The sequence below is a fragment of the Staphylococcus lutrae genome (assembly GCF_002101335.1).
Lineage (GTDB): Bacteria > Bacillota > Bacilli > Staphylococcales > Staphylococcaceae > Staphylococcus > Staphylococcus lutrae.
Map to the genome: position 1 here is coordinate 1,759,646 of NZ_CP020773.1, position 22,491 is coordinate 1,782,136.

The window sequence follows — 22,491 nt, forward strand, 5'->3', positions numbered from 1 at the left end:
TTTATAACATCAATGTTGAAGTTTCCCTCTCTTTTTAAAATGATATTCGTATGAATTGGATAAGCTCTCATCTTTTGGATGGGAGATTTTTGTGATTTGAGCCCATTTAATCATATGGTTTCGGTAAGCGGTTTGTTGTACCAAATGCGTTGTATAAAGATGTCATGAAAAGAAAAAACCTTCCGGACTCTTAAATCGGACCGGAAAGGATGATTGTTAGCGTAATGAATTGATTCAAATCGTTTTACGGTATATTGATGGGGTGAACCGTCTTTGGATTGTTCAATCTACAGATGTGTCAATATCAAACGGAAGACGCATGACGGGTTTCGTTTCTAATTCGTATTTACCTTGTGTATGTTGGTTCGCAAATTGTACGAACGTTTCATAGTCTGCTTCGAGTACGTCAATGTGGTAAGTGACTTGATCGGTATAGCGCGTATCTCGGAGGATAAAAGTGGTGGATTGAAGTTCGTATTCAAATTTGCCAGTTAAATCATAAGCCATTGAAATTTGAACTGGAATGGCCGGTTTTAAAGCAACGCGACCGACATCTTGAATCACATCGCGTACAGCGCCACCGTATGCACGAATAAGTCCGCCTGTTCCTAGTTTGATACCACCAAAATAACGTGTTACGACGACAACTGCATCGTGAACTTCAAGTTTTTTTAACATTTCCAACATCGGAACGCCTGCAGTTCCACTAGGTTCACCATCATCGTGCGCTTTTTGAATCAACATCGTATCTCCAATTGTATAGGCTGAGCAATTATGAGTGGCTTCACGATGCTCTTTTTTCTTCGCAGCAATAAATGCTTTGGCTTCATCTTCACTTTGTACAGGTTTGATATGTGCGATGAAGCGCGACTTACTGATTACATTTTCTATGATGTGTTCGCCTTTGATCGTTATCACTGAATCTGTCACATCAGATCCCCCTTTATTGTAATAATTGTTGAATCTATTATACTATAATGAGAACCAACTTAAAGGTCGGAATGTGCGTAGTGTTGATGCTGTAAAAAGTAATGACAAACGATAGTGGAATTTGTTATAAACGAACGTGTCAGTACATGTAAATGAAAGCGCGAAAGACCCAATGTTTAAAAATAATCATTATTGATAAATTAGTGATTCATTTAAGAGGAGGAAGGAATATGAAAATAGCTGTAATGACTGATTCGACAAGCTATATCCCCCAACATATATTACAAAAAAGTAATATTCGAACAGTTCCTTTAAGTATTACTTTAGAAAATGGTGATAACTTTAAAGAAAATATTTCGATTTTTGCAGATGAATTTCATCAAATTTTAAAGGAGTCCGACACCATTCCGACGACAAGTCAACCCGCTATAGGTGAAATGATTCATGCCTATGAAGCGTATAGGGAAGAGGGATACACGGATATTATTGTGGTGCATCTTTCAAGTGGGATTAGTGGCACATATCAAACAGCTGTACAAGCTGCGGGCATGGTTGAAGGGATACGTGTCCACCCTGTTGATTCGAAAATTGCTTGTTTACCAGAAGGTATCATGGCTTTACGCGCTTTAGAATTAATAGAAGAAGGCAAAACAGTAGAAGACATCTTAAAAGATTTAGATGACATGGTCCAACATGTCGGCGCATTTCTTGTCGTTGATGATTTGAAAAATTTGTACAAGAGTGGGCGGATTACAGGGGCTCAAGCATGGATAGGTAATTTATTGAAGATGAAACCTGTTCTTACTTTTGAAGAGGGACTTATCGTACCGTATGAAAAAGTACGTACAAAAAAACGTGCATTAAAGGTGATTGAAGAGAAAGTTATTGAACGCGCAAATGAATTCGATGAAGCAACTGTCATGGTGATTGGTGGCAATGACAGAGATGAATCTCAACGCGTCTATGAATCACTTAAAGTGAAGTATCCCGATAAAAATATTGTGTTTTCAGAATTGGGGCCTGTAATTACGTCCCACTTAGGATTAGGAAGCTTTGGTATCGGTGTGGTCAATCGACGTGTTGAAGTACCCGATTCGGTTAATGTCGAGCGCCAATGATGTTTTGGTTATTTTCATGAATTTTTGCGTCGGTTTCTTGAAATATCGATGCCATATTCCAATTATAAAAAGAAAATGGAATCACTGTTGAAATTGAATTAAATGAATGCATGAATCAACTTGTTGAGAATGGGGGATTAGCCTATTCTCTTTTTTTATGTAGATGAACGTGCACATGTTTTTTGAAAAATGTCAGAGTCATGAAGTAATTTTATGTGCTGATGCGTGTACATTGATGAAAGGAGGATATCTATGTATCCCAATGGTCAATTAATCACTGATGTGACGGCTTATGATTCAAAGGACATTGTTAACGTTGAAAAAGGCGTAACACATACTTTACATGGGTGGCAATGTCATCGATGTACGACTAGACGTCCTTACCATTTTTATCAATATGATAGCCCTCGGTATAATGAAAAAGTCGTATATTGCCGCCATTGTTTGAATATGGGACGTATGGATAGTCATACGGATGTGTATACAATGAGAAGCTTGACGGCGCCTTCCATAGCAAACTATCACTTGTCATTTCAGTTATCGGCACAACAGCAGTATGCATCTGAAACGATTGTAAAAGCTGTAGAAAATAATGATGCTTTATTACTTCATGCAGTGACTGGAGCAGGGAAAACAGAGATGATGTTTGAAGCAATCGCTCAAGCACGATGTCAAGGTAAAAACGTAGCGGTCGTTTCACCACGTTTAGACGTTGTCATTGAGGTTAGCGAGCGACTCAAACAAGCTTTTTCAGACGAGGCTATCGATGTTTTACACCAAGCATGCCGACAGCGATATCACGCACATTTTGTGGTTGCGACGGTACATCAACTGTACCGCTTCAGAAGTCATTTTCATGTCATCTTTGTCGATGAAGTCGATGCTTTTCCATTATCGATGGATCCGGCATTAATGGAAACAATCGAACGTGCTGCGAGAAGTGAAAAAGCTTTAATTTATATGAGCGCGACGCCACCAAAAACTTTAAAAAAACAATTTGATGAGGCACATACAGTGACATTACCGGCAAGGTATCATCGTCAACCACTGGTGATTCCTATTTTTAAATATTTCAATCTCCGCACAAAAAAGTTACAACGGCATTTGCTAACAAAGATGCAAAAACAGCTACAACGACAACGAACGACATTATTGTTTTTTAGTGATATTCGCGAAATGAAGCAATTTTATCGAACATATGCATCCAAAGTAAGTCGATTGGGTTTCGTCTATAGCGATGATCCTGACCGTTTAACAAAAGTGTCAGAATTAAGAAATGGCACGTATAAAATCATGTTAACGACAACAATATTAGAACGAGGCTTTACCATGCCTTTTTTAGACGTATGGGTGATGGATAGTCATCGCTATACATCAACCGCATTGATTCAAATTGCGGGGCGTGTTGGACGTAAAGCCACTTGTCCAAACGGTGAAGTATGCTTTTTTCATCAAGGACGTACAAGGGCGATGTATCAAGCACGACGACAGTTGCAACAAATGAATAGAGTTGCGAAAGCGCGAGGCTGGTTAGATTGAAGCGATGTCGATTTTGTATGACACCGATACAAGAAACATTGCTTGTCAGTCAATTGTTTAAGCGTGCACCGGTGCTATGTCCGACATGTCACGAAGCAATGACAGCATGTCGGTTTGACGAGATGGGGAGATGTACGTATTGCAAAGGCGTATTAGATGAAACGGGGTGTTGTATAAGTTGTCGTGACCTGCAATATCGAGATGTTTGTTTTGAAAATATCAATGCCCAATTTCACTATCAACATTTTGTAAAAACACTCATGCATCAATTTAAATTTCTCAATGATGTTGCGATTGCAGAAATTTTTGCTGCTTATGTCCGCATTCCACACCGTCCTGATGAACTCATTATTCCAATGCCTTCAAGCGAACAACATGATTTTCAACGTACGTTTAATCCTGTGCAAATGGTACTCACCGCGCAACGTCGGAATTTTCTCCCTTGTTTAAAGATGCATCCGCGTTCGAAACAGTTTGCACTCTCATCCGTACAACGTCACCATGCCCCGAATCCCATTTATTTCGAAAGTGATATTTGTATAGAAAACAGATCAGTTCTCCTAATAGATGATATTTACACGACTGGACATACGGCACATTGTGCAGGACATGTATTATTACAACAAAAAGTCAGAAAATTAAGTATGTTAACATTTGCGAGATAGCACAAACATGTTAAAATATAAGTAAGAAATAAATTATAAAAAGAGGTTGAAAGGAGCGAGCACTATGATTAACTTTGAAATTCATGGAGACAACCTCACAATCACAGATGCAATGAGAAATTATATTGAGGAAAAAATTGGTAAATTGGAACGTTACTTTACGCATGTACCTAATGCAACAGCACATGTTAAAGTAAAAACATACCAAAATTCTAGTACTAAAATTGAAGTGACGATCCCATTGAAAAATGTGACACTTCGTGCGGAAGAGCGTCATGATGATTTGTATGCGGGAATTGATTTGATTAATAACAAACTTGAACGTCAAGTACGTAAGTATAAAACACGCGTCAATCGTAAAAATAGAGACCGTGGTTATGAAGAAGATATCTTTACTGAAGTTGAAGCAGTGGAACCAGAACCTGAAAGCGAAGCGATTGATTCTGACATTGAGATTATTCGTTCTAAAACATTTAGCTTGAAGCCAATGGACTCTGAAGAAGCTGTTTTACAAATGAATTTATTAGGTCACGATTTCTTCGTGTTCAATGATCGTGAAACAGATGGCACAAGCATTGTTTACCGTCGAAAAGATGGCAAATATGGCCTGATTGAAACTGAATAACAATTTTCTTTAACGAGGCATTGAAACATGTCTGATTACTGTTGTTTCTATAGACGCACGGTGCGTATTGGGAAACGATTTTAAAGAAAATGGTAGAGATGAGTGCAGGACATTTAGGCATTCATCATGAGAAGGGGCAAGCGAAAAAATCTAATGTACGACGTTAGATTTGAAACTTGCCCCTTGTTTGTTTATTCATACCGTTTCAGACAAGACATTGGGATTTGAGCGAATAGGGTATTATAATCAGATTGTGGGAGTGTCTGAATGATACAAAGTGGTTTAAGTATAAATTTATACCTAGAAATGGTATGATGGATAGTTGTAAGCGATACAGTTTTAAGGCTAAAGGAGCGAACAAAATGGGTTTTTTAACTAAAATGATTGACGGTAATAAGCGAGAAGTCAAACGTTTAAGTAAATTAGCAGATAAAGTCATTGCACTAGAAAAAGATATCGCATTGTTAACTGATGAAGAAATGAGAGCAAAAACGAAAGCTTTTCAAGAAGAAGTGCAAAAGATAGAAGATATTAAAAAGCAGAATCACAAATTAGATGAGATTTTACCTGAGGCATTTGCGCTCGTGCGTGAAGCTTCCATACGTGTTTTTCAAATGACACCCTATAAAGTACAAATTATGGGTGGGATTGCCATTCATAATGGTGATATTGCAGAGATGAGAACAGGTGAAGGTAAAACATTAACGGCAACGATGCCGACGTACTTGAATGCATTAACAGGGCGCGGTGTGCACGTCATTACAGTCAATGAATATTTATCGAGTGTTCAAAGTGAAGAAATGACAGAACTCTATAATTTTCTAGGATTGACGGTAGGATTGAACTTGAACAGCTTAAGCACAGTAGAAAAACGCGAGGCTTATAGCAGAGATATCACATACAGTACTAATAATGAGCTCGGCTTTGACTATTTGCGTGATAACATGGTGAATTATAAAGAGGATCGTGTCATGCGTCCGCTTCATTTTGCAATTATTGATGAGGTTGACTCTATTTTAATTGATGAAGCACGTACGCCACTAATTATTTCAGGTGAAGCAGAAAAGTCGACTTCACTTTATACACAAGCAAATGTATTTTCGAAAATGCTTAAAGCTGAAGATGATTATAATTACGATGTGCAAACGAAAAGTATTCAATTAACGGAGCAAGGAATCGATAAAGCTGAGAGAATGTTTAAAATCGACAACTTATATGATGTAAAACATGTGGATATCATTCATCACATCAACCTCGCTTTACGCGCGCATTATACAATGCAACGTGACGTTGACTACATGGTCACTGATGGTGAAATTCTTATTGTAGACCAATTCACAGGACGAACGATGCCGGGTCGACGTTTCTCAGAAGGATTACATCAAGCGATTGAAGCGAAAGAAAATGTACAAATTCAAAATGAATCTAAAACGATGGCTTCGATTACTTTCCAAAACTATTTCAGAATGTACAATAAGTTAGCAGGTATGACAGGGACGGCTAAAACGGAAGAAGAAGAATTCCGTAATATTTACAATATGACAGTGACGCAAATTCCAACGAACCGACCTGTACAGCGTGTGGATCGTGCTGACTTGATTTATGTGAGCCAAAAAGGAAAATTTAACGCCGTTGTGGAAGAAGTTATAGAAAAACACCGACGTGGTCAACCTGTCTTACTTGGTACGGTAGCTGTAGAAACGTCTGAATATATTTCTGAACTATTAAAGAAACGTGGTATTCGTCACAGTGTGTTAAATGCTAAAAACCACGAAAAAGAAGCAGAAATTGTATCTGGTGCGGGACAAAAAGGTGCTGTAACCATTGCGACGAACATGGCTGGACGTGGGACAGACATAAAATTAGGCGAAGGTGTCGAAGCGCTTGGTGGATTAGCTGTAATTGGGACAGAACGACATGAATCACGTCGAATTGATGATCAGTTGCGTGGTCGTTCGGGCCGTCAAGGAGATAAAGGGGACAGCCGTTTTTATCTCTCGTTACAAGATGATTTAATGGTCCGTTTCGGTACGGAACGTATGCAGGCAATGATGAACCGTTTAGGTATGGATGATTCTACGCCGATTGAATCTAAAATGGTTTCTCGCGCAGTTGAATCTGCACAAAAACGTGTGGAAGGAAATAACTTTGATGCGCGTAAACGTATTTTAGAGTATGACGAAGTATTGCGTAAACAACGTGAAATTATGTATGAAGAGCGAAATCAAATTATTGATGAAGCAGAAAGCTCAGAACTCGTCATTCAAATGATGAAATCGACGTTGAATCGTGCACTGCAATACTATGTCAATGAAGATGAAGAAAAAATGAATTACGAGCCGTTGCTTCATTATGTTCAAGATGTCTTCTTACATGAAGGAGAATTGACAGAAGCTGAAGTGAATGGTAAAGATCGCGAAGATATATTTGATGTTATTTGGGAAAAAATTGAAGCATCCTATGCACATCAAAAAGCGCAACTCGGTGAGCGTATGCCGGAATTTGAACGTATGATTTTATTGCGTTCTATTGATGATCATTGGACGTCTCATATCGATACGATGGACCAATTGAGACAAGGGATTCATTTGCGTTCATACGGTCAGCAAAACCCATTACGTGATTATCAAAATGAAGGTCATCAACTTTTTGATATTATGATGCAAAGTATTGAAGAAGACGTAAGTAAGTATATTTTAAAATCGGTTATCACGGTAGATGAAGATGTAGAACGTGAAAAAACAAAAGCACTAGAAGGTAAACATGTATCTGCAGATGACGGTAAAGAAAAAGTAAAGCAAAAACCTATCGTAAAAGAGCCAGAGGTTGGGCGTAATGAACCTTGTCCATGTGGAAGCGGTAAAAAGTATAAAAATTGTCATGGTCAATAGCCTGACAATATATATGATAGAGGAGTGAAACATCATGGAAATGTCTGAAATCAAGCGAAATATGGACAACTTTGAAACGAAACTAGATCAAATTAGGGGGTCTCTTTGACTTAGAAAACAAAGAGACAAACATTCAAGAATATGAGGAAATGATGGCAGAGCCTCAGTTTTGGGATGACCAAGCACGTGCACAGACGATTATTGATGAAAATAATGCGTTAAAAACTGTCGTAAATGGTTATTACGACATTACTGGTGTACTAGAAGAAATGTTAACCACGTATGAATTGCTTCAAGAAGAGTACGATGAAGAGATGAAAAATGAATTGGAACAGGACGTCATCGCATTTCAAGAAAAAATAGATCAATTTGAATTGCAATTGTTACTTGATGGTGAACATGATGCAAGTAATGCAATCATTGAACTTCACCCTGGTGCAGGTGGAACGGAATCACAAGACTGGACGAATATGCTGTTGCGTATGTACCAACGTTTTTGTGAACGCCAAGGCTTTACAGTTGAATTAGTCGACTACCAAGCGGGGGATGAAGCGGGTGTTAAAAGTGTCACGATGCGCGTGAAAGGTCACAATGCATACGGATATTTAAAAGCAGAGAAAGGTGTCCACCGCCTTGTACGGATTTCTCCTTTTGATGCTTCAGGTCGCCGTCATACGTCATTTGCTTCATGCGATGTGATTCCTGAGTTCAATAATGAAAAAATTGAGATTGAAATTAACCCAGATGATATTTCTATCGATACATTCCGTGCATCTGGTGCGGGGGACAACATATTAACAAAACGGAATCGGCGATCCGTATTACCCACCATCCTACAGGTATTGTAGTGAATAACCAAAACGAACGTTCGCAAATTAAGAATAGAGAAGCAGCTATGAAAATGTTGAAAGCGAAATTGTATCAACTTGAATTAGAGCAAAAAGAACAGGAATTGGCGGCAATTCGTGGCGAACAAAAAGAAATTGGTTGGGGGAGTCAAATACGATCGTACGTTTTCCACCCCTACTCTATGGTAAAAGATCATCGTACAAATGAAGAAACTGGAAATGTAAATGCTGTGATGGACGGAGAGATAGGTCCATTTATTGAAGCGTATTTACGGCTTCAAATGCAATAATCTATTTGATTCATAAAATGGGGTTGGGACTTCAATCCTAATCTCAAAATAAAAAACCGAGGAAAATCATTTAAAATTTTCCTCGGTTTTTTTAGATTACGTATATGATTTCAAAAACATTAAAAGCTTTTACCCATGGCAGATAGACTCTAAAAGCGATGTTGCCTTTTGATTTTACTGACTGAATAATACCTTTCTCAGTTAAAACGCCAAAAGGAAAAACAAACTGTCCCTCTAAAATACGCAACTAAATTCGTTACAATCAAATAAAAATTCATTATCACTTTGTTAAATCATCACTATTTTAATTTTTATTAAGATTTGTCAAACCAAATTCCCTAAGATTTAAAAGTACAGTCTCAAGCATTTTGCCTTTAGGTGCTATCTTGTATACAGAACGAACAGGTTTTTCGGATAAGACAATCTTATATATTAATTCATCTTCAATTAACTCATTTAAATTATTATTTAATGTTGTAGGCGTCGCATATTCCAACAATCTTTCGAGCTCATTAAATTTACGATCTTTTATTAAAAGGTAATATAAAATAATCATTTTCCATTTCCCACCTATCAAATAAAGCGCATTCGCGATACCACATTCTTCCTCTGCCATTTGTTGATACGTTTTTCGCATTCTATGACTCCTTTAAAAGTACTATTAAATTAAATAGTATTGTTGATATTTAATAGATTGAGTAATCTAAATATATCACATAAAGGGGGAATTAAAATGAATGAGACAATCGATTACTTACTCAATCGGACGTCAGTAAGACATTATGTTAATAACTATAAACTATCTTCTTATAATAAAGAACGCATTATACGAGCGGCCAAACAAGCGCCAACATGGATGAATGGACAAAATTATAGCATGATTTTATTCGAAGACAAGGTGAAGGACACATTATGTGAAATATTAGAAAAAAATGGACAAATATCAAATGCCAAATTAATTAGTCAAAGTAGTTTGTTTATACTCTTCTGTATAGACTATCATTTGTATACAGTAAATGGTACTAAATTTAACTTTGAAGGTGAGATAGAGCCTGTCTTAATAAGCACGACTGATTTATCACTAGCAGCAGAAAATGCAGTGATTGCAGCAGAAAGTTTAGAACTTGGAAGTTGTGTAATTGGTGGAGTCAGAAGGATATCTAAAGAACTCATTGAAATGTTTAATCTACCTCATTATATATTTCCATTTATTGGTGTTAGTATCGGGAAACCTTCTAAAACAAAGCAAAAACCCAAACCGCGTCTTGATGATCGCATAAATGTTTTTCAAGCTGAAGATTTTCAGGTTAATAGAACAGTCGACGATATTAATCAATACTATGAAAATTTAAAAGAATATGCCTTTGATAATCATTACCAAACAAGTCATTGGTTAAAAAGATTTGAAACGTATTATAGTGAAAAGAATTATTCTGAAGATACAAAGGATATATTGAAGCAACAGAAATTAATATAATTTTAAGTTGTTTAATGAAGGGCGTTAAAAGCTAGATTAATGTTTCATGAAATATGGATGTTATACAGTTAAATAGAATCAACATTATAGGAGGAAACGATTAAAAAATAAAGCCACTTGGAATGCGAACAAACCCGGGAATGGTATGTTTGGTTCTAACTCAGGTGATTTAACATTCTTGGTTCCTCCTATGTCTATTGATTTTTTAAAACAGCGCACTATCTACTACTGCCAAATGTATTCGATGTTCAGCTGATACGGTATCGATGTAAAATAAATGCGCACTTTTTCTGAAACTCAGGAAAACCACTGCTAACTCACATCTAAATGTGTTAATATAATCAACAAGTGGAGACCGAACGTTACAATGTGAAAGAGGAGGTTGGTTATGGGCGTTCATCAATATTTTAAAAGATTATCCGATTTGGAAAAATTGATTCGATTACCCGGGAAATTTAAATATTTCGAACACAATGTTGCGGCGCACTCTTTTAAAGTGACTAAAATTGCGCAATATTTAGGAACAGTCGAAGAACATCACGGCAATACGGTGGATTGGAAAAATTTGTACGAAAAAGCTTTAAACCATGACTTTGCTGAAGTGTTTACCGGAGACATTAAAACACCGGTTAAATATGCGAGTGGTGAATTAAAAAAACTGTTTTCCCAAGTCGAAGAAGAGATGGTAGATACTTTTATTAAAGCGGATATTCCTGAGTGTTATCAAGCCATTTATCGTCGTCGTTTACAAGAAGGAAAAGATGATTCATTAGAAGGTCAGATTTTGTCGGTTGCGGATAAAATCGACTTACTCTATGAAACATTTGGTGAAATTCAAAAGCGTAATCCAGAGCCGTTATTCTTTGAAATATACGAGATGAGCCTTGAGACGATTATGCAATTTGATCATCTTGCTTCGGTACAGGACTTTATGGATAATATTATTCCTGAAATGTTGACTGAAAGATTTATACCTCGAACTGAGTTGAGAGAAATGACGATGCAAATCCTTAATAAAAGAAAGATGTGATAAGGTTGATTTGGTATCTATTGGCCGCTTTTTTTCCTTGTGTCCTTGTGGTAATCTTTAGTGCGGTGACGAGAAGCAAATGGGTGGGGACACTGATTACATTGATCATTATCGGCGCGTCAGTTTATAAAGGTTTTTTTCATAATGAATGGATTATTTTTCTCGATGTTGTATCATTATTAGCAGGGTATATCATTGTAGATCAACTCAACCTTCATCGTATTGGACATGACCATGAAGGGGATATATAGCATGAAATGATGCACAGCAAAGCAGTGTATTGAAAATAAAAGATAGTGATAGTAGGAGTGAATCTGACACGAATGGCGACCAACATCAGAGGCACTCCTCTTTATGTCGTTTTACGAACAAATGTTTGTGTTTTTGGATTGTATTCTGTTAAAATATGAGTATTAAGTGATAGGAGGCGGACATGGAATGGCGCATCATGAATTTAAAATTGCTTCAAATTTTGAACCACAGGGCGACCAACCTCAAGCGATAAAAGCACTGGTAGAAGGGATTAAAGCAGGTAAACGTCACCAAACGTTACTCGGTGCAACGGGTACGGGAAAAACATTTACGATGAGCAATGTGATTAAAGAGGTGGGGAAACCGACATTGATTATTGCGCATAACAAAACGCTGGCTGGACAGTTGTATAGCGAGTTTAAAGCTTTTTTTCCTGAAAATAGAGTGGAATATTTTGTAAGTTATTACGACTATTATCAACCAGAAGCATATGTTCCGTCTACTGACACATTTATAGAAAAGGATGCATCAATTAACGATGAAATTGATCAATTGCGGCACTCTGCAACCAGTGCGCTTTTTGAAAGAGATGATGTGATCATCATCGCCAGTGTCAGTTGTATCTATGGTTTGGGTAATCCAGAAGAATATCGTGACTTGGTTGTCAGCATTCGTGTCGGTATGGAGATGGATCGTAGTGATTTATTAAGAAAGCTTGTCGATGTGCAGTATACACGTAATGATATCGATTTTAAACGGGGTACATTTAGAGTGCGCGGCGATGTGGTGGAAATTTTTCCAGCATCACGCGACGAACTGTGTATTCGTGTGGAATTTTTTGGAGATGAAATCGATCGCATTAGTGAGATTAATTATTTGACGGGGGAAGTATTAAAAGAGCGTGAACATTTTGCCTTGTTCCCAGCTTCTCACTTCGTTACACGTGAAGAAAAAATGGCAATCGCAATCGAACGCATTGAAAAAGAATTGGCAACACAACTTGAAAAATTAAGAAGTGAAAATAAACTGTTGGAAGCACAACGTTTAGAGCAACGGACGAATTATGATTTAGAAATGATGCGCGAGATGGGGTTTACTTCTGGCATTGAAAACTATTCAGTGCATCTGACATTACGGCCACTTGGTTCAACACCGTACACGTTGCTTGATTACTTTGGAGATGATTGGTTGATTATGATTGATGAGTCTCACGTCACATTGCCACAAGTACGTGGGATGTATAATGGGGATCGCGCACGTAAACAAGTATTGGTCGAGCATGGATTTCGTTTGCCAAGTGCGTTGGATAATAGACCGTTAAAGTTTGAAGAGTTTGAAGAAAAAGCGCCGCAGCTGGTTTATGTATCGGCCACTCCGGGACCTTATGAAATAGAACATACCGATGAAATGGTCGAACAAATTATTCGACCTACAGGCTTGTTAGATCCAAAAGTAGAAGTTCGACCAACTAAAAATCAAATTGATGATTTGTTGAGTGAAATTCATGAGCGGACAGAACGTGGAGAGCGTGTGCTGATCACAACGCTAACGAAAAAAATGAGTGAAGATTTAACGACTTATTTAAAAGAAGCAGGCGTAAAAGTCAATTACCTACATTCTGAAATTAAAACGTTAGAACGCATTGAAATCATTCGAGATTTGCGAATGGGTACTTTTGATGTATTAATCGGAATCAACTTGTTAAGGGAAGGTTTGGATATTCCAGAAGTGTCATTAGTGATTATTTTAGATGCAGATAAAGAAGGTTTCTTGCGTTCTGAACGTTCATTGATTCAAACGATGGGGCGGGCGGCACGAAATGATAAAGGTGAGGTCATCATGTATGCTGATAAAATCACCGATTCGATGCGCGTCGCTATAGATGAGACAGAACGACGTCGTGAAATTCAAATGGCATACAACGAAAAACACGGCATTACACCACAGACGATTATTAAAGAAATTCATGATGTCATTAGTGCAACCGTTGAATCGGATGAGACGAATGAAGCAGAAAGAACTGAAGTTCCTAAGAAAATGACGAAAAAAGAACGTGAAAAAACAATTAAAAATATTGAACGAGAAATGAAAGACGCAGCAAAAGCGTTAGATTTTGAAAAAGCAACAGAGTTGAGAGATCTATTGTTCGAACTAAAATCAAAAGGGTGAAATGAATGAAAGAACCGTCAATTATAGTGAAAGGGGCACGTGCCCATAATTTAAAAAATATAGATATCGAGTTACCCAAACATCAATTAATTGTCATGACAGGGCTCTCTGGATCGGGGAAATCTTCGCTCGCTTTTGATACGATTTATGCGGAAGGTCAGCGACGTTATGTTGAATCGTTGAGTGCGTATGCCCGTCAGTTTTTAGGACAAATGGATAAACCAGATGTCGATACAATTGAAGGGTTATCTCCAGCGATTTCTATTGATCAAAAGACGACGAGTAAAAATCCACGTTCCACTGTGGCAACAGTGACGGAAATATATGATTATCTTCGTTTGTTATATGCGCGTATCGGGAAACCTTATTGTCCGGATCACGGTATAGAAATTGAATCACAAACCGTTCAACAAATGGTGGATCGCATTATGGAACTGGAAGAACGTACAAAAATACAATTGTTAGCGCCGGTTGTGAATCATCGTAAAGGGACACATGAAAAACTGTTGGCAGATATTGGTAAGAAAGGTTACGTACGTGTTCGGGTAGATGGCGAAGTGATGGATGTGACGCAAGTGACTGAACTTGATAAAAATAAAAACCATACCATTGAAATCGTTGTCGACCGTGTCGTCGTCAAGCCTGGTATTGAAACACGGTTAGCCGATTCTATTGAAACGGTATTAGCGCTGTCAGAAGGGCGTCTTGTTGTTGATTTGATTGACGGGGGCACATTAGAATTTTCAGAAAAACATGCGTGTCCGATTTGTGGTTTTTCAATTGGAGAACTTGAACCTCGAATGTTTAGTTTCAATAGTCCATTTGGGGCTTGTTCGACATGTGATGGTTTAGGACAAAAATTAACAGTCGATTTAGATTTAGTCGTACCAGATAAAGATAAAACATTGAATGAAGGTGCCATACTGCCGTGGGAACCGACAAGTTCAGACTTTTACCCGACACTGTTAAAACGTGTGTGTGATGTATATAAAATCAATATGGATAAACCGTTTAAAAAATTGACAGAGCGTCAAAAGCATATCATCTTGTACGGTTCAGGAGATAAGGAAATCACGTTCAATTTCACATCCAAAAACGGACAACAGCGAAGCCGGACAATGCCTTTTGAAGGTGTCGTCCCTAACATTGAAAGACGTTATCGCGAATCACCTTCTGAATATGTGCGTGAAATGATGCAAAAATATATGGCGGAACAAGTATGTGAAACATGTCATGGTCAGCGATTGAGCCGCGAAGCATTATCGGTATATGTGGCAGGTAAAAATATCGGTGAAGTGGTGGAACAATCCATTAAAGAAGCGCTTGAGTATTACGAAAACATCGTCCTTTCTGATCAAGATGCACAAATTGCGAATATGATTTTAAAGGAAATCATTTCACGACTCACTTTTTTAAATAATGTAGGATTAGATTATTTAACTTTGAATCGCGCTTCGGGGACGTTATCAGGAGGGGAAGCACAGCGTATTCGACTCGCAACACAAATTGGTTCTCGATTATCAGGTGTGTTATATGTCTTGGATGAACCGTCTATTGGTCTACATCAACGTGATAATGACCGTCTCATTCATACCCTTCAAGAAATGCGCGATTTAGGGAATACGTTAATCGTGGTTGAACATGATGAAGATACCATGGTTGCTGCGGACTATCTTGTCGATATTGGACCGGGTGCGGGTGAACATGGTGGAGAAGTCATCGCGAGTGGGACACCAGAAGAAGTGATGCAAAATCCACACTCTTTAACAGGTCAATATTTAAGCGGTCAAAAGTATATTCCAGTGCCTGAGCAACGTCGCCCTATCACAGAACGAAAAATCTCTATCAAAGGGGCACGGAGTAACAATTTGAAAAACATTGATGTGGATTTCCCATTATCTGTGATGAATGTTGTAACGGGGGTATCAGGCTCCGGGAAAAGTTCGCTCGTCAACGAAGTATTATATAAATCATTAGCGAAAGTGATTAATAAATCCAAAGTAAAACCAGGTGCACACGATGACATCACAGGGATTGAAGAAATTGATAAAATCATTGACATTGATCAATCTCCTATCGGTCGAACACCACGTTCTAATCCAGCGACATATACAGGCGTTTTCGATGATATTCGAGACGTTTTTGCATCTACAAACGAATCTAAAGTCCGAGGGTATCAAAAAGGTCGTTTTAGTTTTAATGTGAAAGGTGGACGTTGTGAAGCGTGTAAGGGAGATGGTATTATAAAAATAGAAATGCATTTTCTTCCAGATGTATATGTTCCTTGTGAAGTGTGTCATGGTCAGCGATACAATCGTGAAACATTAGAAGTGACTTATAAAGGTAAAAATATTGCAGATGTATTAGAAATGACGGTCGAAGATGCAGCTCAATTTTTTGGAAACATTCCTAAAATCAAGCGCAAACTACAAACTTTAGTAGATGTCGGATTGGGTTATATTACGCTGGGCCAACCTGCCACGACACTTTCAGGTGGAGAGGCACAACGGGTAAAACTGGCTTCTGAATTGCATAAACGTTCAACAGGGCGATCGATATATATTCTCGATGAACCGACCACTGGTTTGCATGTTGACGATATTAGCAGGTTACTCAAAGTATTGAATCGAATTGTTGATAATGGCGATTCTGTCGTTATCATTGAACACAATCTTGATGTTATCAAAACTGCAGATCACTTAATTGACTTAGGTCCGGAAGGTGGAGACGGTGGAGGTACGATTCTTGCAACGGGAACACCGGAAGAGATTGCTGCAATACCAGAATCATATACAGGACGTTATCTCAAAACTGTGTTAGCGCGTGATAAGGAACGAATGGAGGACTAGAAGATGAAAGAAGCTAAAATCAAAGTACTTGAGTTATTGGAAGCTGGAAAAATCACTGTTGAAGAAGCGACGACATTGTTAGATGCGATGACAAAAGAAAATAAAGAAGAGACGTCCTCAAAAGAGAAAGAAAACACGTCAACACAAAACGAACAGCATTTTGAAAATGCGGTAGAAGGCTTCGTACAAGAGACGTTAAATCATGTCACAAAAACGTTAAAGCAAGGGCGTGACTATGTCCATCAAAAGCGCGATAAAGTAAAAGAAATGAGTGAGAGTGAGCGTAAATCACTTTTGGATGAAGTAGAAAAAACATTGGATGACGTCATCATTAAATTGAATCGCCGTTAACGTATCATGAGTGCGAAACATTGATGACTTTTGTTAACGAACGAAGGTTAAGCGACAGATTTTAAGGTGAAGTATGGCATTGATCAGGTTTGAATGACCATAACAAAATGAGGCATTAGACGCATAGAGGGTCTAATGTCTCATTTTATATGTTCTAAGGAAAAGATATCTCATTTTAGCAATTAAAGGAATAAAACGCGTGTCGTTGAAATTGAATGAGGGCGGATATCGTCCTTGTATACGACGGGTGAAATCGAACGACGCCAATTGTGCATACAGTTAGCAAGGCCGCTATCAACTATCAAGGTCGGTAGTAGCCATTCGTATGTTGAGGTGTTATGATAAACAAGGCCATTTCAATGATATTACATTGCCGTTCATAGTGTATGGGTGATGTACATCAAGTGAAGGAGAAGTATCACGATAGCATGTTGAATTGTGTTTCAAATGTGATGATTCATGTATAATGAAAAACGTAATCATGTGTATCGTCATATAGCTAACGTGTTTGCCTATATGGAAATAGTAAAACTGAGGTGATGAGATGTTAACGACTCAAGATTTAGTAACACGGTTTAATATGAAAGTCATTGCTGGAGAAGCGGGGTTAAATCGTCCTATACATAATACGGATATATCGAGACCAGGCTTGGAAATGGCAGGGTATTTTTCACACTACGCTTCCAATCGAATCCAACTGTTAGGTACAACAGAACTTTCGTTTTATAATTTATTGCCGGATACAGAGCGTCACGGTCGTATGAGAAAATTGTGTCGACCTGAAACGCCAGCAATTATTATTACACGGGGGCATGAAGCACCTGACGAATTGATAACAGCAGCTCGCGAACTTGATACCCCATTGATTTATGTGAATGAAGCGACAACGCGAGTGATGGGGCGTTTGACAACCTATCTCGAACATGAGCTTGCGAATGCGACTTCGCTACACGGTGTGCTCGTTGACGTATATGGTGTGGGCGTGCTAATTACTGGAGATTCAGGTATCGGTAAAAGTGAAACCGCGCTTGAACTTGTTAAACGTGGGCATCGCCTCGTTGCAGATGATAATGTGGAAATCAAAGAAATTAATAAAGATCAGTTAATCGGCAAAGCGCCAAAAATTATTGAACATTTATTAGAAATTAGAGGACTAGGTATTATTAATGTCATGACATTATTTGGTGCCGGTTCGATTTTGACACAAAAACGGATTCGATTAAATATTAACCTCGAAACGTGGCGTTCGGACAAGTTGTATGACCGTGTAGGTTTAAATCACGAAACACTCAAAATTTTAGATACTGAAATTACAAAGAAAACGATTCCGGTAAGACCTGGACGTAATGTCGCAGTGATTATTGAAGTCGCAGCGATGAACTATCGTCTCAATATTATGGGGATTAACACAGCTGAAGAATTCAATGAACGTTTGAACGCTGAAATATTAAAAAACAGTGCGCAAGCTAAAGGAGACAAAAAATGATATTAGGATATATTGATCCAGTTGCTTTTTCAATAGGCATTTTTGAAGTGAAATGGTATGGCATTATTATCGCGAGTGCCATTTTATTAGGCTATTGGATTGCTCAAAAGAGTGCCCAAGCCGTTGGATTTCGTGAAGATGATTTAGTCAATCTATTACTCACATGTATATTTGTCGCGATTATTTCTGCACGACTGTACTTTGTGCTATTTCATTTAGATTATTATGTTCAAAATCCAATAGAGATTCCGATGATATGGCAAGGCGGCATTGCGATTCATGGTGGATTGATCGGTGCTTTTGCTGTCGGTATTTACTATTGTTATCGTAAAAATTGGCATCCCTTTCAACTCGGTGATATTGTCGCACCAAGCATTATCTTGGCGCAAGGTATCGGACGATGGGGGAACTTCATGAATCATGAAGCGCATGGCGGTCCTGTAAGCCGAGCGTTTTTAGAGTCTTTACATCTGCCAAAGTTTATTATTGAAAATATGAAAATTGACGGCATTTATTACCATCCGACCTTTTTGTACGAATCCGTATGGGATGTGATTGGATTTATTCTACTCATTTCATTACGTCGACGTTTGAAAATAGGGGAAACTTTTTTCACATACTTAATTTGGTATTCGATAGGACGATTCTTTATCGAAGGTTTACGGACAGACAGTTTAATGTTGACAGAAACGATTCGTATCGCACAAGTTGTTTCCGTTATCTCCATCATTATCGGTATCATCTTTATTATATGGAGACGTTACAAAAAAAATATTCCGTTATATCGTGATGTACAGGTGCTCAATTGGCCGTTTGAAAAGAGAGGAAAACATTAAAGTGAAGCGACGACTTAAAGTATATCCGACCACGCGGTACAATGCATTGGCGCATCTGTATCGCTATATCCGTTTTACACGATTGTTTAGGAATACATGTATTATAGAAGTGACAAGGTACATTCCGAGTGTTCGCCTTAAACGTTGGATTTATCGGCATTGGTTAAAAATGACGATTGGTGAACATACAGCGTTTGCATTTAAAGCCATGCCGGATATTCTCTACCCTGAAAAAATAAAGATTGGTAAAAATGTGATTATTGGTTATAATACAACTTTGTTAACACATGAATTTTTGACGGAATCGTTAAGGGTAGGAGATATTGAAATCGGGCATCATACGATGATTGGTGCGAATGTCATTGTTTTGCCTGGCGTAAAAATAGGTCATCATGTTCAAATTGGTGCCGGAAGTGTAGTTTCTAAAGATATTCCTGATCATGTCGTTGCTTATGGCAACCCGATACAAATCTTTTCAAAACAATAAAAGTGAGGTGACAATGTATGACACAACAAAGTAAAATCATTCAACTGGGACAAGATATTGCCTTGTATGAGCGTTTAGCACAACAACATATGCAACATCAAAATTATGTCAAAGCACAACGATATTTAGAGAAAGTGTTAACGTTGTCACCTGATTGTTTTGAAGCAAAGCAACAATTGGCAACGTGTTTCCTAAAATTAAAATCACCTGGGCGGGCTGAGGCACTCTATTACGAAGAAATCTGTAATGGGACTGAAATAGAAGCAGCATATTATGAATTGAGCCAATTGAATATTGATTTAAATGAGCCGAACAAAGCGTATTTATTTGGATTGTGTTATGCTTTTCTCGCTGACGATGAAGATTATCGTATAGAATTAGAAGACATGTTTGAAGTTGCTTTTACTGGAGAACACCCCCTTGAAATGGAAAGTCAACTGTTTGTGACGCAAGTTGTTTTTCAGTATTTGTTTGGAGAAGGTCGTTTGATTGAGGCCCGTGAGTATTTGTTAAGACAAGATGACGTGATAAAAGATCATCACATCATCCGTAACTTGTTGGCGATGTGTTATCTTTATTTGAATGATAATCACGAAGCACAGGAGATGTTCGAACGTTTATTGCGTGAAGATCCTTCCGATGTACACGCCTTATGTCATTATACTTTATTGTTGTACAATATGAACCAGCATGCGCGTTTCGAACGTTATGTGAAGCGACTTAATAAAATTCGGCCAATCAACGATGAAGAAACATTTAAACTCGGTATTGTATTAAGTTACTTGAAACAGTACGCAGCATCTCAACAACTTTTAATTCCCCTTCATCGGAAAGGTAAATTTCAAACATTCCAATTGTTTCATGCGCTCTCATTCAATTATTATTACCTAGGAAATGTTGAACAAAGTCAACATTTTTGGCAAGGCTTAACCCAATTTTCGAAGGCGAGCCATGGCTATCCACCATGGATTATTGAAGAGCGTACCGCATATTTTAAGCAACATATTGAGCCGCTATTAATCAGTGATGATCAACATGAACGTCTATTCGGACTTTTCCTATTACATCAATTAAATGGTAAAGAAGTTTTAATGACAAAAGAAGTTTGGAATATTTTAGAGGAAATGGGCGATTATGAAAAACTGTATTTAACTTATTTGATTCAAAATATACAGTTGACGAAGCTTCACTTTATTCATCAAGGTATGGTGATGCTCTATGACATCCCTCAAATTCAAACACATACGGCGCTATTTTTAAGTTGGATGAATTATGCTGAAAATTTGTTGATTAATCATGTTGATTTCGAATGTGTAACGGTTTATGTTGCCGCAGTGGCGCATCTCTATTTCAATCAAATCGGTGATGAAGTTATGACGCGGGCACAATTAATAGATCTCTTCAATGTTACTGATGATGATTTTGAAAATGCACTAGAGCACCTACTGAGCTTTTAAATTTGAGTCGGCACATTAAATGGTGTAAAATGCTTATGATAAAATGATGAGGAGGAACAAATCATGTCAGAACAAGTCAGATATGATGTGGCGATTATTGGAGCAGGACCAGCGGGTATGACAGCAGCTGTGTATGCCTCACGTGCAAATTTAAAAACAGTCATGATTGAACGTGGAGTACCAGGCGGACAAATGGCCAACACAGAAGAAGTCGAAAATTTTCCAGGTTTTGAAATGATTTCAGGTCCTGATCTTTCTACTAAAATGTTTGACCATGCTAAAAAGTTTGGTGCAACGTATCAATACGGTGACATTAAAGGCATTGAAGATAAAGGGAATTATAAAATCATTGACTTAGGTTCGAGTCAATTGGAAGCAACGGCAGTCATTATCGCTACAGGCGCTGAGTATAAGAAAGTAGGCGTGCCGGGTGAAGAAGAACTTGGTGGCCGCGGTGTCAGCTACTGTGCGGTCTGCGATGGTGCGTTCTTTAAAAATAAAAATGTTTACGTGATTGGTGGAGGAGACTCTGCAGTAGAAGAAGGGACATTTTTAACTAAATTTGCTGATAAGGTCACAATCGTTCATCGTCGTGATCAATTAAGAGCACAAAAAATCTTGCAAGATCGTGCGTTTAAAAACGATAAAATTGATTTCATTTGGAATCATACACTTAAATCAGTGAATGAAAAAGATGGTAAAGTGGGCTCACTGACACTTGTTTCAACGGTAGACGGTACTGAGCAGACTGTAGAAGCAGATGGTCTTTTCGTCTATGTCGGTATGAAACCATTAACACAACCATTTAAAAATTTAGGTATTACAAATGACGCGGGTTATATTGTGGCAAACCCAGACATGAGCACAGCGGTTAAAGGTATTTATGTTGCTGGTGACGTGCGTGAAAAAGGATTACGCCAAATTGTAACGGCGACAAGCGATGGAAGTATCGCAGCGCAAAGCGTGCAAGAATATATTGAAAGCTTACATGACGAAGCATAATTGCTAGGTCACAAGTAATCATCAGGAGCTGGGACGTTTGTTTCCAGTTCCTTTTTTACATACGCATCAAAAGGTGACGAAGCCAATCGGAGACGTGGATTGTTCGTAAAAGTGCACATTTTAATAGAGATTATTTTAACTCACTAAACCTATGTCATAGAGTCGTACCGCAGAACGTTTTTTATTGAA

General features: G+C 38.1%; 19 protein-coding genes and 1 pseudogene. 17 read left to right on the forward strand and 3 right to left on the reverse strand.

Annotated features, from left to right (window positions below):
* Positions 1 to 282: 282 nt before the first annotated feature.
* On the reverse strand, positions 283 to 930 hold the full coding sequence (locus B5P37_RS08115) for a YigZ family protein (protein WP_085237749.1): 648 nt from the start codon (positions 928 to 930) through the stop codon (positions 283 to 285).
* 230 nt (positions 931 to 1,160) lie between these two features.
* On the opposite strand from B5P37_RS08115, the gene fakB1 reads away from it, so the two are divergent.
* From fakB1 to prfB, 6 genes and pseudogenes are all read left to right on the forward strand, one after another.
* Positions 1,161 to 2,048, forward strand: coding sequence for a fatty acid kinase binding subunit FakB1 (gene fakB1 / locus B5P37_RS08120; RefSeq protein ID WP_085237750.1), 888 nt, complete (start codon positions 1,161 to 1,163; stop codon positions 2,046 to 2,048).
* A gap of 252 nt (positions 2,049 to 2,300) precedes the next feature.
* Positions 2,301 to 3,587, forward strand: coding sequence for a DEAD/DEAH box helicase family protein (locus B5P37_RS08125; RefSeq protein WP_085237751.1), 1,287 nt, complete (start codon positions 2,301 to 2,303; stop codon positions 3,585 to 3,587).
* Between the two features lie 17 nt (positions 3,588 to 3,604).
* Positions 3,605 to 4,252, forward strand: coding sequence for a ComF family protein (locus tag B5P37_RS08130; RefSeq protein ID WP_240622354.1), 648 nt, complete (start codon positions 3,605 to 3,607; stop codon positions 4,250 to 4,252).
* A 64-nt stretch (positions 4,253 to 4,316) separates the two neighbouring features.
* Positions 4,317 to 4,877, forward strand: coding sequence for a ribosome hibernation-promoting factor, HPF/YfiA family (gene hpf / locus B5P37_RS08135; RefSeq protein ID WP_085237752.1), 561 nt, complete (start codon positions 4,317 to 4,319; stop codon positions 4,875 to 4,877).
* Between the two features lie 362 nt (positions 4,878 to 5,239).
* Entirely contained in the window at positions 5,240 to 7,768 is a 2,529-nt protein-coding gene (gene secA / locus B5P37_RS08140) for a preprotein translocase subunit SecA (protein WP_085237753.1), read from the forward strand.
* Positions 7,769 to 7,802: 34 nt separating this feature from the next.
* Positions 7,803 to 8,906: pseudogene (gene prfB, locus B5P37_RS08145) on the forward strand (peptide chain release factor 2).
* A gap of 91 nt (positions 8,907 to 8,997) precedes the next feature.
* Here the strand turns inward: prfB and B5P37_RS12375 are convergent.
* Together B5P37_RS12375 and B5P37_RS08155 are read right to left on the reverse strand one after the other, a co-directional pair.
* The gene (locus B5P37_RS12375; RefSeq protein ID WP_085237754.1) at positions 8,998 to 9,153 is read right to left on the reverse strand and encodes a MepB family protein; all 156 of its coding nucleotides are present in this window, start codon (positions 9,151 to 9,153) and stop codon (positions 8,998 to 9,000) included.
* A gap of 57 nt (positions 9,154 to 9,210) precedes the next feature.
* Complete coding sequence (locus tag B5P37_RS08155) at positions 9,211 to 9,543, reverse strand: winged helix-turn-helix transcriptional regulator (RefSeq protein WP_085237755.1); 333 nt, start codon at positions 9,541 to 9,543, stop codon at positions 9,211 to 9,213.
* Between the two features lie 96 nt (positions 9,544 to 9,639).
* Here B5P37_RS08155 and B5P37_RS08160 point away from each other — a divergent pair, with 96 nt between their 5' ends.
* From B5P37_RS08160 to trxB, 11 genes are all read left to right on the forward strand, one after another.
* Positions 9,640 to 10,383: a nitroreductase family protein gene (locus B5P37_RS08160; protein ID WP_085237756.1), complete on the forward strand. Its 744-nt coding sequence runs from the start codon at positions 9,640 to 9,642 to the stop codon at positions 10,381 to 10,383.
* 388 nt (positions 10,384 to 10,771) lie between these two features.
* Complete coding sequence (locus tag B5P37_RS08165) at positions 10,772 to 11,413, forward strand: YfbR-like 5'-deoxynucleotidase (protein WP_085237757.1); 642 nt, start codon at positions 10,772 to 10,774, stop codon at positions 11,411 to 11,413.
* Positions 11,414 to 11,418: 5 nt separating this feature from the next.
* Complete coding sequence (locus tag B5P37_RS08170; RefSeq protein WP_085237758.1) at positions 11,419 to 11,664, forward strand: CsbA family protein; 246 nt, start codon at positions 11,419 to 11,421, stop codon at positions 11,662 to 11,664.
* Positions 11,665 to 11,851: 187 nt separating this feature from the next.
* Positions 11,852 to 13,834, forward strand: coding sequence for an excinuclease ABC subunit UvrB (uvrB, locus tag B5P37_RS08175; RefSeq protein ID WP_085237759.1), 1,983 nt, complete (start codon positions 11,852 to 11,854; stop codon positions 13,832 to 13,834).
* Positions 13,835 to 13,839: 5 nt separating this feature from the next.
* Positions 13,840 to 16,683, forward strand: coding sequence for an excinuclease ABC subunit UvrA (uvrA, locus tag B5P37_RS08180; RefSeq protein ID WP_085237760.1), 2,844 nt, complete (start codon positions 13,840 to 13,842; stop codon positions 16,681 to 16,683).
* A 3-nt stretch (positions 16,684 to 16,686) separates the two neighbouring features.
* Positions 16,687 to 17,034 carry an SHOCT-like domain-containing protein gene (locus tag B5P37_RS08185; RefSeq protein ID WP_085237761.1) on the forward strand — a complete coding sequence of 116 codons (348 nt, stop codon included), beginning with the start codon at positions 16,687 to 16,689 and terminating at the stop codon, positions 17,032 to 17,034.
* Positions 17,035 to 17,578: 544 nt separating this feature from the next.
* The gene (hprK, locus tag B5P37_RS08190) at positions 17,579 to 18,520 is read left to right on the forward strand and encodes an HPr(Ser) kinase/phosphatase (protein ID WP_085237762.1); all 942 of its coding nucleotides are present in this window, start codon (positions 17,579 to 17,581) and stop codon (positions 18,518 to 18,520) included.
* Positions 18,517 to 19,356, forward strand: a complete 840-nt coding sequence (gene lgt / locus B5P37_RS08195; protein WP_085237763.1) for a prolipoprotein diacylglyceryl transferase — start codon at positions 18,517 to 18,519, stop codon at positions 19,354 to 19,356. The genes hprK and lgt overlap by 4 nt, the downstream gene beginning before the upstream one ends.
* A gap of 1 nt (position 19,357) precedes the next feature.
* A complete protein-coding gene (locus B5P37_RS08200; RefSeq protein ID WP_085237764.1) occupies positions 19,358 to 19,843 on the forward strand; it encodes an acyltransferase in 486 nt (161 codons plus the stop codon).
* A 17-nt stretch (positions 19,844 to 19,860) separates the two neighbouring features.
* Complete coding sequence (locus tag B5P37_RS08205) at positions 19,861 to 21,300, forward strand: tetratricopeptide repeat protein (RefSeq protein WP_085237765.1); 1,440 nt, start codon at positions 19,861 to 19,863, stop codon at positions 21,298 to 21,300.
* 63 nt (positions 21,301 to 21,363) lie between these two features.
* Complete coding sequence (gene trxB / locus B5P37_RS08210) at positions 21,364 to 22,302, forward strand: thioredoxin-disulfide reductase (protein WP_085237766.1); 939 nt, start codon at positions 21,364 to 21,366, stop codon at positions 22,300 to 22,302.
* Positions 22,303 to 22,491 lie beyond the last annotated feature (189 nt).

Bases quoted from the DNA above. Each gene is read 5' to 3' on its own strand.
- fakB1 (WP_085237750.1), top strand. From the start codon at position 1,161: ATGAAAATAGCTGTAATGACTGATTCGACAAGCTATATCCCCCAACAT.
- B5P37_RS08125 (WP_085237751.1), top strand. From the start codon at position 2,301: ATGTATCCCAATGGTCAATTAATCACTGATGTGACGGCTTATGATTCA.
- B5P37_RS08130 (WP_240622354.1), top strand. From the start codon at position 3,605: ATGACACCGATACAAGAAACATTGCTTGTCAGTCAATTGTTTAAGCGT.
- hpf (WP_085237752.1), top strand. From the start codon at position 4,317: ATGATTAACTTTGAAATTCATGGAGACAACCTCACAATCACAGATGCA.
- secA (WP_085237753.1), top strand. From the start codon at position 5,240: ATGGGTTTTTTAACTAAAATGATTGACGGTAATAAGCGAGAAGTCAAA.
- B5P37_RS08155 (WP_085237755.1), bottom strand. From the start codon at position 9,543: ATGCGAAAAACGTATCAACAAATGGCAGAGGAAGAATGTGGTATCGCG.
- B5P37_RS08160 (WP_085237756.1), top strand. From the start codon at position 9,640: ATGAATGAGACAATCGATTACTTACTCAATCGGACGTCAGTAAGACAT.
- B5P37_RS08165 (WP_085237757.1), top strand. From the start codon at position 10,772: ATGGGCGTTCATCAATATTTTAAAAGATTATCCGATTTGGAAAAATTG.
- uvrB (WP_085237759.1), top strand. From the start codon at position 11,852: ATGGCGCATCATGAATTTAAAATTGCTTCAAATTTTGAACCACAGGGC.
- uvrA (WP_085237760.1), top strand. From the start codon at position 13,840: ATGAAAGAACCGTCAATTATAGTGAAAGGGGCACGTGCCCATAATTTA.
- B5P37_RS08185 (WP_085237761.1), top strand. From the start codon at position 16,687: ATGAAAGAAGCTAAAATCAAAGTACTTGAGTTATTGGAAGCTGGAAAA.
- hprK (WP_085237762.1), top strand. From the start codon at position 17,579: ATGTTAACGACTCAAGATTTAGTAACACGGTTTAATATGAAAGTCATT.
- lgt (WP_085237763.1), top strand. From the start codon at position 18,517: ATGATATTAGGATATATTGATCCAGTTGCTTTTTCAATAGGCATTTTT.
- B5P37_RS08205 (WP_085237765.1), top strand. From the start codon at position 19,861: ATGACACAACAAAGTAAAATCATTCAACTGGGACAAGATATTGCCTTG.
- trxB (WP_085237766.1), top strand. From the start codon at position 21,364: ATGTCAGAACAAGTCAGATATGATGTGGCGATTATTGGAGCAGGACCA.